This is a genomic window from Microcystis aeruginosa NIES-4325, assembly GCF_008974145.1.
Lineage (GTDB): Bacteria > Cyanobacteriota > Cyanobacteriia > Cyanobacteriales > Microcystaceae > Microcystis > Microcystis aeruginosa_G.
In genome coordinates, this window is record NZ_BJKP01000012.1 from 37543 (window position 1) to 52038 (window position 14496).

Sequence of the window (14496 nt, forward strand, 5' to 3'; positions counted from 1 at the left end):
TTTTGACTTTTTACTTTCTAACTTGATCATTATGGGAGAAATAGAAGATTTACTGGCACAAATGAAGGCAGAATACCAGAAACGGGATCAGGAAAAACCGATGCCGTCCCCTTCTTCTCGCCAAGAAAAAGATCGTTCCCCAGACGAATTTAAGGTTAATTATGCTGGCGATTCTTCTACCGATGCGCTTTTAAAAGCTTTAGCCTTAGAAAACCAAGAAAGGGAACAACAGGAGGCAGCGGAAAAAGAAAAAGCGGCGGCATTAAAAAAGCAGCGTAAGCGAGAAGCTTTAACTAGAAAGGCAAAGCAATGGTTAGATAAGTTGGATGCTAAATCGGAGGAAGGACGCTGGTTTGAGGAGTTTTCCTATGGCTACGATTCTCCTTTAGAAGCGGCGATCGCCTATCTAGAAGCTTTGGGAGAAGTGGATATTTTTAAATGATAAGGTCTAATTTAAAGTTGTGGGTAAATTGGCCGCCTCAAAAACTCGATTATGCCACCAAATATTATCACCAGCTATAATATTTGTACCGTAACGGGGAACGATACCATAAACAGTGCCGGGGTCATAACCTAAAGCTTCACTGATTAGATTGTAGAGACGTTGTAGATCAAAACCCCGGGGGTCACAATGGGGGTATTTTCCTTGATTAATCAGAAAACTATCGACGGCAAAATGGCTGACAATTTGCGGTAATTGTCCCGTTTGTAGGGCTGCGAGGAGATAATATTTCGCCGTTTGTTGGTATTGAAAATCGCTGTAACCGGGGAGGGGTTGCAAGCGTCCTTTGGTCAAACAGTGGGATCCCGGTGCTTGTACCAGTTCAATGTTAACACTGGAGATGACCCGACGATTTCTTTCGGCAAAAACCGGCTGCAAGCGATCGCAATTAGGGTGAGATAGCTGCTGACAAATCGCTTCCGTTGCCCATAATGCGGTGCTTTTTGCCCCATCAAAGTAATTTGTGGGATATTTTTTCACTAAACGCCTAAAAACGGCTTCTGAAGGCGTATTTAACCAAATTCTCGCTCTTTTTTCTAACTCAGGGGCTGATCGCGTACTCAAGGGAACACCCTCTAAAGCAAGTGCAAAACCCTTGATGCGGACAGTTTCTGGGGTAATTTGCCACAGTTGACGCACTAATTGATCCCTGGTGTCTGCGGGCAGCATTTCGGCCGCTTGTTCGTAAAAAGTGGCCGTGGGACGGTGACGCTCAAAAAAAGGCCGGGCGATCGAGTCTAAAATATCTCTATCCCTGGAATGGGGTTTGCGGGGGATGTAAACATTGGGACCCAATTTCATCGGACCGCGAGCATATTTTTTCTGTTCCTCGATGTTACCCGCAGTCATACTCCAAGCTGTATCGTGGAGAATAAACAAAGGAGTGCGATCGAGGTTTAATGGGGTTTCTGGCGGAGCAATTTGCAAAAATTCGGCGATTTTCTGGTTTTCTAACTCATCTAGGCTCTTACCTGCTAAATTCTCCCCCACAGTGGAGGGATTAAAAATATTTATTTTCTGGTTTTCTAACTCATCTAGACTCTTATCGGCTAAATTCTCCCGGACAGTGGAGGGATTAAAAATATTTATGGTTGTAGTGGAGAGACTAGAGGTATTCAGTTTTAAAATCAGTAGGGACAAGACCAAACTAATCACCAGAGAAGTCACTCCCCATCGCCATTGCTCCCGGGGAAAGATAGAATATCTGGGGGAAGAAAATTGTCTTAATTTTTGCCGTCTTTGTCGATTCATCGGACTCTTTTAACTCTTTCCACCCATTGTATTCACTTTCTCGAAAAAGGGAATTAACTAGGGCCCGCTAAATAAATCTAAAAACTTTGTTGGATAAGACCTTTAGACTTTTGGGAAATCAAAAAATACCGACCCTTGGAGTGGTCGGGGGAAAAATTTAGGACTCTCTTATTCTTTGTGCGATCAGTTTAACTTATATAGGAGCGATCAATCTTTGTGTCCTTTGTGTTTTTGTGGTTCGTTCCACAAAACCCCACACTCTACACATAATTACTGAGGAACCATTGAGTATTAAAAGCTCGATCGCAGGATATTTCTAGTAATCTTAGTCCTGATTCCGGTAAAACTGCGATTTTTTGCTGAAAATCAGTCCAATCGCTGATTAAATGGTAATCGATACCGTAGGTGTGACAGAGTTGGCAAAAGTCGATATTTTGGGGAGTGGCAAAAAATTCTTCAAAGGGAGGGTCAAATTTGGCGATCGGCAACATCTGGAAAATGCCTCCCCCCTTGTTATTGATTAAAATTATGGTCAAGGAGCCAACAAAATATTTTTTGATTAAAAAACCATTTGTATCGTGTAATAGGGCTAAATCTCCCGTTAATAGCAGACTGGGGAGATTTTTATAAGCTATTCCCATGGCAGTGGAGAGGTTGCCGTCGATGCCATTGGCCCCGCGATTAAAATAGGGACGAATTTGACGATCGCTAGGCGGGTTAAAAAATTCGGCATAGCGAACAGGCATACTATTAGAGATAAAGATCGGGGTGCGGGGGGGGAGGTATTGGGAGAGCAGCCAGGGGATTTTTCCTTCAATCAGTTTAGTTTCTGCTGCCAAAAGGCGATCGATGGTTAATCTAGCTTGCTGGTCAAATTTTTGCCATAATTGCCGATATTCTTGGTTATTATCGGTGTTTTCTGGGAATAAATGCCCTAATTGCTCGATATTTCCCCTGAGATGTCTGGTTTTTCCCTGTAGAGGATCGTAATTATCGGGATGGGGATCGATAATCCAGCGCGGACAGTCGATTTCTTCTAACCAGGTCCGTAATTCTTTGCTGGTGGGTAATTCCCCAATTTGCAGGACAACATCGGGGGTTAATTGGGTTCTAAGGGCAGGATTCCGCAATAATAAATCATAGGTGGTGATGAGATGGGGATTTAAGCCTGCATAGTTTCGCAGAGGAGATAAAGCTTCCGCTAAGACGGGATATTGTTGCGATCGAGCTAAGTTAGCGATCGCCTGACAGTAACTTTCGGGGTTTTGCGGGGAAGCTAATCCGGCGATGATAATTCCTTGGCAGGGTAAAGAAGGAATTTCGAGAATTGAGGGGTTAATTGAGATATTTTGCCGATATATATGGCTAAAAAAAGCCTCTTGGTCAAAATTAGCCTCTAAATTGCTGATTTCTAGATCGGGAGTTGGTGCGAGGGGATCCCGAAATGGTAAGTTGAGATGCACCACTCCGGGGACAGGATCGAGACAGCGCAACCACGCGTGGATGATGGTTTGACGTAGATAGCGTAAACGCTCGATATTGGCACTAGGACAGCTAATTTCCGCTTGCCAGTTGGGATAATTACCGTAGAGTTTGACTTGATCGATCGTTTGGCCGGCATGAGCATGACGCAATTCTGGGGGGCGATCGGCGGTTAGAATTAATAAGGGGACATGACTTTCTTTTGCTTCAATGACTGCGGGATAAAAATTAGCCGTGGCGGTCCCAGAAGTGCAGACTAAAACCACCGGTTGATATAATTGTTTGGCTAATCCTAGGGCAAAAAAGGCGGCCGAGCGCTCGTCTAGGATGGGAATAGCTTCAATCTGGGGATGTCTTGCCAAGGCTACCGTTAAAGGAGTCGATCGCGATCCGGGAGAAACCACCCCTATCTTCAATCCCAAACGGGCTAATGTTTCGACTAAAATAGAACCCCAAAGTGTATTAAGATTGCGAAAATCGATCGACATTTATCAGTTCAGTGCAAAGGTTAGGGGACAATAAGTTAAAGAGTCTATTAATAAATTTAACATTGACCGGAACTGGCCAAGAATAAGTTATTCCTGATTCAGTGATCCTAGTTAAGTTTACTCTCGATTCCCAGTCCAATTTATCCCTTTTCCGGTTCCCTTATTGCTAAGTTTTAACCAGAAAACTTATAGGTTAATACCACATTAATATTAGCTGCCAGCAGGGCCAAGAAGAGCAGGAAAGTAAAGCGATCGATCCAGAATTTTTTAAAGAGACCAAAGATATCCTTGAGATAGAATACTCCCAGAATGGCTGCCGTACCGATCATAAAATAATAGCGACCGTAGGGAGAGGCTAAAATCCATGCTGTCAGATTGAGATGAATCGACCAAACTCCCAGAAAGATAAAAATAATTGAGGCAGTTAATCCGTCCGTTTCTTGGCGAAAATCATCGAGAAAGATGCCTAAAATAATAAACATAAACGGATAAAAAGGAATCATATACCAAGTAAAAAAGTGACTTTGCGCTCCTGTGGAAACTAAAATTAAGGTGTAGAGGATTACTGGTAAAGCGAGTAATCTAACTTGGGGACTAGCGGGATTTTTTCTGAGAAAGGGTAAGAGGGTTAACCAGCTAAAAATTAACCAACCATCCTCAAAAAATACCGTGGGAGTGATTAGATATTTGACAAAGTTAAAGTCCTCGAAGCGCAGGGATTGTTCTTGAAATATTTTACGAAAGAAATCGTAGTCATAGATAGCACCGTAGAGAAAATAGAGAGAAAAAAAGAAAGCACCGATCACAGTCACATAAATGGCCTCTCGTCCTTGCTTTTCGTAAATCAAGAGGACAATTAATAATACTACTAAATAAATAGCCGTTACCTTGACTAAACAGGCTAAACCAGCTAAACAAGCGGCGATGTATAGATATTTTTTCTGCTTAGTTTGATAGTATTGCCAATAAAGTAAGACGACCAACAAGCATAAAACAATCATTAAATTTTCACTAATAGCTAACCGAGAGAGAAAAACTGTATTGGGATTGGTGGCATAAATTAAACTAGCGATAATAGCGATCGATAAATTACTCAACTTCAGAGCCAGTAAATATACTAAAACTATCGAGGCAATACCTAAGAGTAAAGAAGGGACTCTAATAATAGTTAAACTGCAATCAAAAAAAGTCTTTGCTCCTCCTAAAAGAGCAAATAAACCCACCAATAAACCAAATAAAGGAGGATGATCAAACCAGGGAGTTACCAAACGATAACGGAGATTTTTCGCTTCCCAAACCACCGTAGGAAAATTATCCGTCGGACTCAACCATGACCAACTGGTGGGGATACCCGTTTGTAATAAACTCATGCCACTCCAAGCAAAAGCATATTCGTCAGCAGTCCAATTATCCGGAGGCAAAGAATCATAATTATAGATTCGCAAAAAAGCACCTAAGCAGGTGATAATTGCTGCAATCAACCAATATTTATGGACAGTCAAAAAGCTGGGCATCGATTATTAAGGATAAGTGGCAGTGACCAAATAAGAGTCAGAATTTTATGGTATAATAGATGGGGTGATAATGACAGAAAAATCGGGATGATTAAAGTAAACAGACGTAAATTTGGCCAGTGGATCAGTCTGATCGGTGCAGGAGTCGGCCTGGCAGCGATTCTAGACAGAAAAAATATTTTTTCCCCCTCCACCGCTACAGCAATCATCCCCCCGCAACCTCCCCAAAATTCCTCTTTCCCCCCCCGACAAAGCTTTTCCTTTGAAACCGTCACTCTCGATCCTAACGGTTTCGTGATCGAGCGCAATTCCCGCAGTGCCGAATACTACAGCGAAACCCTGGCGGGATTAGAGATGATTGCTATCCCTGCTGGCACTTTTATCATGGGGACACCGGACGGAGAAAAAGGAGACTTTACCGGTAGTGATAAACCCCAGCGCTCAGTCAAGGTGAACAGTTTTTACCTGAGTAAATACCCGATAACCCAAAAACAATGGCAAATTGTCGCTAATCTGCCCAAAATTAACCGCGATTTAAACCCCAATCCCTCCCACTTCCAAGGAGATAACTTACCCGTCGATAGCATCTCTTGGTATGATGCGATCGAGTTTTGCGATCGACTTGCCAAGGCCACCGGGAGAAACTATCGACTCCCAAGCGAGGCACAATGGGAATATGCTTGTCGTGCCGGCACTACCACACCCTTTTATTTTGGTGCCACCCTTACCAGTGAATTCGCTAACTACTATGCCCTTAAATTTCCCTACGCAGTGGAAAGAGAGAGCGAATTTCGAGCTAAAACCACCCCTGTCGGCAGTTTTCCCCCAAATGCCTTCGGATTATACGATTTACACGGCGGTTTATACGAATGGTGTGCCGATCCTTGGCATCGCAATTATAACAATGCTCCCAGCGATGACCAAGTATGGCCGGCCGATCCTGATACCACCGGCAATCGTTATCGCGTCCTGCGCGGAGGTGGTTGGGGGACAGAATTGAGGGAATGTCGCTCCGCTAGTCGGGGCCAATTTAGCCCCGATAATCGCTATAGTGTATTAGGATTCCGCATCGCCAGTAGTTAGCTCAAAATTCTGGTTTCAACAACTTTGCCGGTGAATTGTGCGTCTCTAAACCTGTTTTAGTCTGTGAGTGTAAGCGAGTGACCAACTCTCCACCCTATCCCTTTTTAACCACCCCCGTCGGCTCTTTGCAAATTCCTTTTTTAGAGCAAATTGAAGGAATTATTAGCAATAATAGTTATATTTTCAAGGATGAACCCCACTTACTCAAATTATCTCTAGTTATTCCCACTTATAACGAGCGAGATAACGTTATTCCCCTAGTCGAGAATCTCAGTCAATTACTCGATCGAAAAATTCCCGATCAGTATGAACTAATTATCGTCGATGATGACAGTCCCGATCGCACGTGGGAATTAGCCGGCAAATTAACCTCGGATTACCCGCAACTACGGGTGATGCGTCGTCAGGGAGAAAAAGGATTAGCGTCGGCAGTGGTGCGGGGTTGGCAAGGGTCAAGGGGTGAGATACTAGGAGTAATCGATGGAGATTTGCAACATCCTCCCGAAATTCTCTATAATCTCCTCGAAACTATCGAAAAAGGAGCCGATTTAGCTCTTGCTAGTCGTCACGTTGAAGGGGGAGGAGTGAGCGAGTGGAGTCTGCTACGACGATTTCTCTCCCGCGGCGCCCAAATTCTTGGTTTAATTCTACTGCCAGAGGTGGTCGGTCGCGTCTCCGATCCCATGAGCGGTTACTTTATGGTCCGCCGTCAAGCGATCGCCGGTCCGATTCTCAATCCCACCGGTTACAAAATTTTACTAGAAGTCATCGGCAAAGGCCGCATTGAAACCATCGGAGAAGTGGGTTATGTCTTCCAAGAGCGACAGGAGGGGGAAAGTAAGGTAACTTGGAAACAATGGCTAGAATATATCTTCCATCTGCTGCGTTTGCGCTCTCAAAAGCCATTAAGGTTTTTAGATGCAATTGTCAATCTACCTTTAGATAGATTTATTCGCTTCGGTTTAGTGGGATTAACCGGGGTTTTTGTCGATATGGCCTTTCTCTATCTTCTCAGTGATCCCGCCGCTTTGGGTTGGGGATTAACCCGCAGTAAAATCATCGCCGCCGAATTAGCAATTATTAATAATTTTATCTGGAATGATCTCTGGACTTTTGGCGATTTATCCGCTCGTCAACGGGGTTGGAATAAACGCTGGAAAAGATTTTTCAAGTTCAATTTGATCTGTTTAGCCGGTTTAATCTTAAACGTCTTGCTGCTCAACCTTCTCTTTAATGGTTTAGGAATCAATCGCTATCTAGCTAACTTTATTGCCATTGCTATCGTCACGGTTTGGAACTTTTGGGTTAATCTTAAACTCAGTTGGCGGGTGACAAAATAGCCAGCTAGAAGCAAAAAAAGGTGCTAATTATAGGGGATAAGTGGACTTTAGCCATCATCCCCAAAATCCCCATAGGTGAATCCTGTTTTAGCGTCCGTTAGGGAGTTACGATATTGATAGCGGTTCTCCCATCTGTGCGGCACACTTAAACCTTTGCTGATTAAGCTGTTCAGGATCGAGAATGTACCTCGTGTGAATCAGAAACGCTATATCATAATCAGATATAGCGTTTTTCAGTCTGCTGAGGTACAAAAGTTATGGGTTTTAGGCAAAAGGCAAGAGGCAAAAGGCAAAAGGGAAGAAAAATAGGTGTACCTCACTAGCTTAGGAAACGCTATAAATACTGTATTCACGTTTTTTCTCCTCGGAGTCTGGGCAAGTAATTGATTTTCAGGGATTGAGATACAATTGCTTCTAGGTCTAGTTTTAAAGTTCCCTATAGCCAAAACAAACTAACATCAATAGGTTTGGTATTTTCGATTATGATCCTGATTACAGACCAAATTTACCAGTCTATTTTTACCCACGCAGAATCCACCTATCCCGAAGAATGTTGTGGGTTACTCTTGGGAAAAATGACCGAGACAGCAGCCGAAGTTATCAGCATCCAAGCCACAGAAAATAATTGGTCAGGTAATAGGAGAAACCGCTTTAGTATTGCCCCAAAAGTGCTTTTACAAGCTCAAAAATCGGCGCGGGAAAATCAGCTAGAAATTATTGGTATCTATCATTCCCATCCCGATCATGCCGCCATTCCCTCGGAAATCGATCGCCAATTAGCCTGGTCAGGATATACTTATTTAATTGTCTCCGTAGTTTCAGGACGAGCGATCGATTTACAAGCTTGGCAACTGGACGAAGGCGAACAATTTCAACCAGTAAAAATATTCTAGTCTGGTTGGAAATACCAGGGCAACCCTAATCCTGCGACAATTAACTAGAGCTTCAATCGATTTAATCGGGATCGGTCTTCTTCCGGATCGGTTTTAGCCAACGTCGTATTTCCCCGATTTTTCCCGGGCAAAAGTGCAATGGCATCCACGGGTGTTATGCCTAGGAATAAGTGGCATCCGTGGCACCTGGTTGGCTCTCTTTTTCCTTTTTAGAAGGAGTGGTAAATTAATCTTACCAATTAAAAGGCCCTAAAGCCCGATCGTTGTAATCGCCACCTTCGGCAATAAAATGAATGACCATCGATTTACGGGTTAGCAGGGTATTATTAATCTTCCCACCACCGTGAATTAACATTCCGTGCCAGAGAAGAATCTCTCCTTTTTTAGCAGTAAATGATTGACAGTCATAATTCTGGGCGCGTTGGTTAACATAATCTTGGTATTGGGGAATTTTATCGGGAGTAATATTTTTAAGATTGATGGCGGGATAGTCTGGAAAAAAGTCAGTTACTTTGATATTTTTATGAGATTTAGGATAAAAAATTAGTGGGCCAGCATCTGCGGAAATATCTTCCAATGCAATCCAAACACCGACTAAATGATTAGCAGGATGAACATAAAAAACTGCCATATCCTCGTGCAGTCCTTGCTCTGTGCCGTGCAGAAAGTTAATAGAATATCTCGGTTCGCAGGATTTGCCAATAATTAAATTAACTAAATCTCTCAGATTTTGATTGTCAAAAATTGCTTGAGCTGCGGTGGAAATCTCATGAAAGGCATGGAGTCGCCAAATAGAATTAACTAAGGCTTTTCTTTGCTCCATATCTAGAGCTAAAACTTGCTCGTGATTCAAACTCGCCGGTAGATTTTCTGCTTGAATGCCTTCAATTCTTAATCCAGGAATCGCCGATTCTAGGAAAAATAAATTGGCTAATTCCGCTACTAAATTATCGATCGCTGTTGGGGGAATTAAATCTTTGACAATACAATAACCCAATTCTCGCCAATGGTCAAGGAGTTGATATTCTCGTGCGGAAATTCGCTGTTGTTGACGAGCTTTTTGCAGGGATTTTTCGGCTCGCGATCGATCCAACCAGGGTAATTCGGCAGTAGAATCGAAAGACCAGGGCAAATTTTTTAAGATATCGGCAATTTTAAGAATCATGGTGAGTTCATCTTTTCCGAGCTACTTTCGGACTATTTTAATCCATGAGCGATCGATTTAAGCTGTCAACAGATATAAATTATCTTAAAAACCCCCTAGGATGAATTAGGAGGTTATAGGTAAAAAATTAACCAGGGTTGATGGGATTAACTAGCACTAACTTCAGCGGGATAAACGCTAACTTGACGGCGACTTTTATCCTTGTATTCAAATTTGACCACACCATCAATTAAAGCGAATAAAGTATCATCGCCACCACGACCAACATTTTTACCCGGATGAACTTTAGTACCCCGTTGACGGATGAGAATATTTCCCGCTTTTACTACTTGACCACCGTAGCGCTTAACGCCTAGGCGTTGGGAACGAGAATCGCGTCCGTTGCGGGTACTACCCGTACCTTTCTTATGAGCCATAATTTCTCTCCAAATGCTTTTTTGATTCTAAAAGTTATTCTTCTTCGTCGCTACTATCTTCCACAACTTCAGCGCCGGAGGTAACAGCGGCAGCAGTTAGGGTCTTACCGTTATAATTGATTGAATCAATCATAAAACGGGTAATTTCTTGACGATGACCGCGTTTTTTACGGGTTTTCTTTTTCGGGCGCATTTTATAGACAATAACTTTTTTGCCCCGACGATGTTGCATGACAGTCCCTTCCACGGTGGCTCCTTCGATAAAGGGCTGACCGATGCTAATATCATCCTCATCATGGATTAATAGCACTTTGTCGATGGTATGGGTACTTTGTTCATCGACGGGAAGAAGTTCGATATCGTAATAGCGACCGGGTTCTACCCGAATCTGTTTGCCACCGGTCTCAATAATTGCGTAACTCATGAATTTTCTGCGCTCGTTTTGCCGTACAGGTAGCTGAAAAAAATTCCAGCTTTTGTGCTAATGTCTTCACCTGATCCGAGCAGGAATTGACACAATTCACTATCATCTAATATTCGGGTGGCAATTGTCAAGCTTTTAGCCCACCGATTCGCTATATACTAAAAATAATCTTACGAAAAGCTCAATTAAACCGTTATGGAACAGTGGGAAAGCAGAGGACACCTGTTAACCGAACAAATTAACCCAAACAGCCTAAATTTAGACCAATTAAACCCGCTCGAATTGGTGGATCTCTTCAATCGCGAGGATGCCCAAACCCTAAAAGCGATCGCCATGGCCCGACAAGAATTAGCTCTGGCGATCTCCCTGACCGGTCAAGCCTTGGCTAAAGGTGGTAGGCTCTTTTACATTGGGGCGGGAACCAGTGGCCGGCTGGGGGTTTTGGACGCAGCCGAATGTCCTCCCACCTTCTGCACTCCCCCGGAATTGGTACAGGGAATTATTGCCGGTGGGGCAGCGGCACTGGTGCGTAGTTCCGAAGATTTGGAGGATAAAGCGGAAGATGGGGCGGCGATTATTGCCCAGCGAGAAATTCACGAATTAGACGTGGTAGTGGGGATTACCGCCGGGGGAACAACCCCCTACGTTCACGGGGCTTTACAGGCGGCAAAACAGCGAGGTGCGACGACGATTGCCATTAGTTGTGTCCCCGCCGAACAAGTGGATATCCCTGTGGATGTGGATATCCGCTTATTGACTGGACCAGAACTTCTGGCCGGCTCCACCCGACTGAAAGCGGGAACGGTGACGAAAATGGCTTTAAATATCCTTTCCACAGGGACAATGGTAATGTTAGGCAAGGTTTATGGCAACCAGATGGTCGATGTGGCTGTTACTAATCATAAACTCCATGACCGCGCCCTGCGGATTATCTGCAACCTTAGCGATATTAGTCGCGAAGAGGCGGCAATTTTACTGGAAAAAAGTGGCCGCCGGGTTAAACTGGCTTTGTTAATGCAGAAAACGGGACTTTCGGCGGCCGCAGGACAAGAATTGTTACAAAAGCATCGGGGTCAATTACAGGCCGCTCTGCAAGCTTATAATCAAATTGATTGATAAAAACCTATTGATTTTGACTTTCCTATGGTTAATATTTCTTTGGAAATTGCTGCAATCGCTGTTATTTTCCTCGTCGCTGGTGCTATCTTGACTTGGAGTTTTTATCGGTCTAAACCCTACGGCCAACAGGGAATTTTAGCTTGGTTACAATCCTTGGTACTAATCGCTCCTTGGTTAATTTTTTTCGGCCTATTTGCTGCGGGAATTGATCTCAATCTAGCGGTAATTCTCTTTTTACTGGTTGCCGCCACAATTATCTATATTTATTTAGGCAACCGTTTACGCTTACTGAAAACTAATCAGATAATTGAACCGAAAGTTAACCCAGCAGTTAGCCAGTCCGTTACTCCTCTAGAAACCCCGGCAGCGGTGACAGCAATTGTGCCGGATGTGATGCCAATTTCCGAACAGGATTTAAAAGTTATTCAGAGTATTTTTGGGATAGATACTTTTTTTGCCACCGAGACTATTTCTTTTCAGGAAGGGGCAATTTTTAAAGGCAATTTACGGGGAGAACCAGATATAGTTCACTCTCGCTTAACCCAGAAATTAAGTGATAATTTTGGCGATAAATATCGTTTATTTCTAGTGGAAGGAACCGAGGAAAAACCGGTGGTAATTATCCTTCCCAAAACTAATGATCCTAGTCCTGCGACTCTTGCTCAAAAAAATCTCTCTTTAGTTTTGTTAGTAGCCACCATTGTCACCAGCTTAGAAGCGGCGGGAATTTTATTGGGTTTTGATTTGTTTAGTAATTGGCAGAGATATAGAGAAGCAATTCCCCTGAGTTTGGGTTTATGGTCGGTATTAATTGCCCACGAAATTGGTCATCTAATTATCGCTAAACGCCATAATGTTCGTCTCAGCTTACCCTATTTTCTTCCCACTTGGCAGATTGGTTCTTTTGGGGCGATTACTCGTTTTGAATCTTTATTGCCTAACCGCAGTATCCTATTTGATATAGCTTTCGCTGGCCCCGCTTTGGGAGGTTTGGTTTCTTTAATCCTGTTAATTGTTGGACTGACTTTATCTAATTCTGCCAGCCTTTTTCAAATCCCTAGTACCTTTTTCCAAAGTTCAATTTTAGTGGGTTCTTTAGCGCGGATAGTTTTGGGTGACGAGTTACAAAATGCGGTTATCTACGTCCATCCTTTAACTGTTATCGGTTGGTTAGGATTGGTGATTACTGCCCTTAATTTACTGCCCGCAGGACAGTTAGATGGTGGCAGAATTGTTCAGGCTATTTATGGTCGCAAAATTGCCCGCCGTACCACTGTGGCCACTTTGGTCATTTTGGGCATTATTTCCTTAGTTAATTCTAGCAATCCCATTCCTCTCTATTGGACAATTTTAGTCGCTTTTTTACAAAGAGAGTTGGAAAGACCTAGTTTAAACGAGTTAACTGAACCCGATGACACCCGCGCCGGTTGGGGTTTATTACTGCTCTTTTTAATGTTAGCAACTCTGATTCCTTTAAGCCCTAGTTTAGCAGGACGTTTAGGAATCGGTGGCTAAATAATTCTCCGAAATTCTGGCCATTGATTGCCGTCACAAAAAGCTTGACAAAAACTCAAGTCTTGAATTATAATTTTATTATAATGGTAGTCCGTGTCCGCCTATAGACTCCTGATTTTTCGGTAAGATATAGCCTCCAGCATTTAGCCCTGAAGATTTGACTTTTGGAGTTGCTTAAAATGTCTAACGAAACTGTCACTTATTCCCTAGAAGCTGTCCTGACAAGGATTGAGGGGAAAATCGACTCTCTGGAAAAACGCCTTGACGAGAAAATCGACTCTCTTGAACAACGTATTGATGAGAGATTTGACAAGATAGAAGACCGGTTAACTAAAGTAGAAATAGGACAGGCCGAACTCAAGGGAGAAATCAAAGCTCTGGATGAACGACTAAGCACAAAAATCGAGGGATTAACTGCAAGGGTTGCCTATCAGGAATTCACCAATCGAGGGATTCTGATAGCATTGGTAGTCGCTATTTTAGGAGGTGCCGCTAAACTTTTTGGTTTTTTCCCTAATCCTTAGAAGCTGCCGGTAGCCGTACCTAGTAGATAGGCTCTCCCCAAAAAATTTCGCTCATTACCCCGATCATCCGTTAGAATAGATTCAGAATTCAAGGATAAAACCTCATCTATGAATCCCGTTGTTTTGGTGCATGGTTTTCTGGACACTACTGCTGTTTTTAAACCGATGAGTGAGTATTTAAACTATTATGGTTGGCAGGTTCATAGTTTTAATCTAATTCCCAATCATGGTTACGAAAAGTTAGAAGTTTTAGCGGGTCAGGTGGACAATTATATCGAAAAAAACTTTGCTAAAGAGCAGAAAGTAGATCTGATTGGGTTTAGTATGGGAGGACTAATTACCCGCTACTACCTGCAAAGATTGGGAGGAGTGGCAAGAGTGCAACGTTACCTAAATATTTCTGCCCCGAATCGAGGCACTTTAACCGCGTATAGTTTACCCTTAGATGGGATTAGACAAATGCAGCCGGGTAGTCAATTTCTAGAGGATTTAAATCAAGATTGTCAACAAATTTTAAATAAAATTAAAACCACAATTATCTGGACTCCCTACGATTTAATGATATTTCCTGCCCATAGTTCCCGTTTATCGGTGGGCAAAGAAATTTCCATTCCCGTATTGCTTCATGCTTGGATGGTCAAAGATAGCAAAGTTTTAACAACAATTAAAGAGACCTTATTAGAATAGAAATACTGGTTGTCTCCAACACCGGAACAAGGTCAAAATATTACCGACAAAAAAGTTAATTTTTATCAAAAAAGCTTGACTTAAGGTTATAAT

The 14496-nt window shown here is 42.9% G+C and carries 14 protein-coding genes; 8 read left to right on the forward strand and 6 right to left on the reverse strand.

Annotated features, from left to right (window positions below; genetic code table 11):
* Positions 1–31: 31 nt before the first annotated feature.
* Positions 32–442, forward strand: a complete 411-nt coding sequence (locus tag MiAbW_RS08725) for a salt stress protein, Slr1339 family (RefSeq protein WP_151695790.1) — start codon at positions 32–34, stop codon at positions 440–442.
* Between the two features lie 6 nt (positions 443–448).
* Here the strand turns inward: MiAbW_RS08725 and MiAbW_RS08730 are convergent, their stop codons facing one another.
* From MiAbW_RS08730 to MiAbW_RS08740, 3 genes are all read right to left on the reverse strand, one after another.
* The gene (locus tag MiAbW_RS08730) at positions 449–1753 is read right to left on the reverse strand and encodes a hypothetical protein (RefSeq protein ID WP_151695791.1); all 1305 of its coding nucleotides are present in this window, start codon (positions 1751–1753) and stop codon (positions 449–451) included.
* A gap of 260 nt (positions 1754–2013) precedes the next feature.
* Positions 2014–3723 carry a 2-succinyl-5-enolpyruvyl-6-hydroxy-3-cyclohexene-1-carboxylic-acid synthase gene (gene menD, locus MiAbW_RS08735; RefSeq protein WP_151695792.1) on the reverse strand — a complete coding sequence of 570 codons (1710 nt, stop codon included), beginning with the start codon at positions 3721–3723 and terminating at the stop codon, positions 2014–2016.
* A gap of 173 nt (positions 3724–3896) precedes the next feature.
* Positions 3897–5237 (reverse strand): ArnT family glycosyltransferase, encoded by a 1341-nt coding sequence (locus MiAbW_RS08740; protein WP_151695793.1) that lies wholly within the window; start codon positions 5235–5237, stop codon positions 3897–3899.
* A gap of 87 nt (positions 5238–5324) precedes the next feature.
* Between MiAbW_RS08740 and MiAbW_RS08745 the strand changes: the two genes are divergently transcribed.
* From MiAbW_RS08745 to MiAbW_RS08755, 3 genes are all read left to right on the forward strand, one after another.
* Entirely contained in the window at positions 5325–6320 is a 996-nt protein-coding gene (locus MiAbW_RS08745) for a formylglycine-generating enzyme family protein (protein ID WP_151695794.1), read from the forward strand.
* Positions 6321–6397: 77 nt separating this feature from the next.
* Entirely contained in the window at positions 6398–7660 is a 1263-nt protein-coding gene (locus MiAbW_RS08750) for a glycosyltransferase (protein ID WP_151695795.1), read from the forward strand.
* A 482-nt stretch (positions 7661–8142) separates the two neighbouring features.
* A complete protein-coding gene (locus MiAbW_RS08755) occupies positions 8143–8553 on the forward strand; it encodes a Mov34/MPN/PAD-1 family protein (protein WP_151695796.1) in 411 nt (136 codons plus the stop codon).
* A 232-nt stretch (positions 8554–8785) separates the two neighbouring features.
* Here the strand turns inward: MiAbW_RS08755 and MiAbW_RS08760 are convergent, their stop codons facing one another.
* The 3 genes from MiAbW_RS08760 to rplU form a co-directional block, all read right to left on the reverse strand.
* Positions 8786–9718 (reverse strand): phytanoyl-CoA dioxygenase family protein, encoded by a 933-nt coding sequence (locus MiAbW_RS08760; protein ID WP_151695797.1) that lies wholly within the window; start codon positions 9716–9718, stop codon positions 8786–8788.
* A 146-nt stretch (positions 9719–9864) separates the two neighbouring features.
* Positions 9865–10134, reverse strand: a complete 270-nt coding sequence (gene rpmA / locus MiAbW_RS08765; RefSeq protein ID WP_002744094.1) for a 50S ribosomal protein L27 — start codon at positions 10132–10134, stop codon at positions 9865–9867.
* Between the two features lie 34 nt (positions 10135–10168).
* Complete coding sequence (gene rplU / locus MiAbW_RS08770; RefSeq protein WP_151695798.1) at positions 10169–10558, reverse strand: 50S ribosomal protein L21; 390 nt, start codon at positions 10556–10558, stop codon at positions 10169–10171.
* A 195-nt stretch (positions 10559–10753) separates the two neighbouring features.
* Here rplU and murQ point away from each other — a divergent pair, with 195 nt between their 5' ends.
* The 4 genes from murQ (at position 10754) to MiAbW_RS08790 (ending at position 14403) form a co-directional block, all read left to right on the forward strand.
* Positions 10754–11674 (forward strand): N-acetylmuramic acid 6-phosphate etherase, encoded by a 921-nt coding sequence (murQ, locus tag MiAbW_RS08775; protein ID WP_151695799.1) that lies wholly within the window; start codon positions 10754–10756, stop codon positions 11672–11674.
* A gap of 27 nt (positions 11675–11701) precedes the next feature.
* Positions 11702–13192, forward strand: a complete 1491-nt coding sequence (locus tag MiAbW_RS08780; protein ID WP_151695800.1) for a site-2 protease family protein — start codon at positions 11702–11704, stop codon at positions 13190–13192.
* Positions 13193–13371: 179 nt separating this feature from the next.
* On the forward strand, positions 13372–13716 hold the full coding sequence (locus MiAbW_RS08785; protein ID WP_151695801.1) for a DUF4164 family protein: 345 nt from the start codon (positions 13372–13374) through the stop codon (positions 13714–13716).
* A gap of 108 nt (positions 13717–13824) precedes the next feature.
* Positions 13825–14403: an esterase/lipase family protein gene (locus MiAbW_RS08790; protein WP_151695802.1), complete on the forward strand. Its 579-nt coding sequence runs from the start codon at positions 13825–13827 to the stop codon at positions 14401–14403.
* Positions 14404–14496: the final 93 nt, after the last annotated feature.

Bases quoted from the DNA above. Each gene is read 5' to 3' on its own strand.
- MiAbW_RS08760 (WP_151695797.1), bottom strand. From the start codon at position 9,718: ATGATTCTTAAAATTGCCGATATCTTAAAAAATTTGCCCTGGTCTTTC.
- MiAbW_RS08755 (WP_151695796.1), top strand. From the start codon at position 8,143: ATGATCCTGATTACAGACCAAATTTACCAGTCTATTTTTACCCACGCA.
- rplU (WP_151695798.1), bottom strand. From the start codon at position 10,558: ATGAGTTACGCAATTATTGAGACCGGTGGCAAACAGATTCGGGTAGAA.
- MiAbW_RS08785 (WP_151695801.1), top strand. From the start codon at position 13,372: ATGTCTAACGAAACTGTCACTTATTCCCTAGAAGCTGTCCTGACAAGG.
- menD (WP_151695792.1), bottom strand. From the start codon at position 3,723: ATGTCGATCGATTTTCGCAATCTTAATACACTTTGGGGTTCTATTTTA.
- MiAbW_RS08730 (WP_151695791.1), bottom strand. From the start codon at position 1,753: ATGAATCGACAAAGACGGCAAAAATTAAGACAATTTTCTTCCCCCAGA.
- rpmA (WP_002744094.1), bottom strand. From the start codon at position 10,134: ATGGCTCATAAGAAAGGTACGGGTAGTACCCGCAACGGACGCGATTCT.
- MiAbW_RS08780 (WP_151695800.1), top strand. From the start codon at position 11,702: ATGGTTAATATTTCTTTGGAAATTGCTGCAATCGCTGTTATTTTCCTC.
- MiAbW_RS08740 (WP_151695793.1), bottom strand. From the start codon at position 5,237: ATGCCCAGCTTTTTGACTGTCCATAAATATTGGTTGATTGCAGCAATT.
- MiAbW_RS08725 (WP_151695790.1), top strand. From the start codon at position 32: ATGGGAGAAATAGAAGATTTACTGGCACAAATGAAGGCAGAATACCAG.
- murQ (WP_151695799.1), top strand. From the start codon at position 10,754: ATGGAACAGTGGGAAAGCAGAGGACACCTGTTAACCGAACAAATTAAC.
- MiAbW_RS08790 (WP_151695802.1), top strand. From the start codon at position 13,825: ATGAATCCCGTTGTTTTGGTGCATGGTTTTCTGGACACTACTGCTGTT.
- MiAbW_RS08745 (WP_151695794.1), top strand. From the start codon at position 5,325: ATGATTAAAGTAAACAGACGTAAATTTGGCCAGTGGATCAGTCTGATC.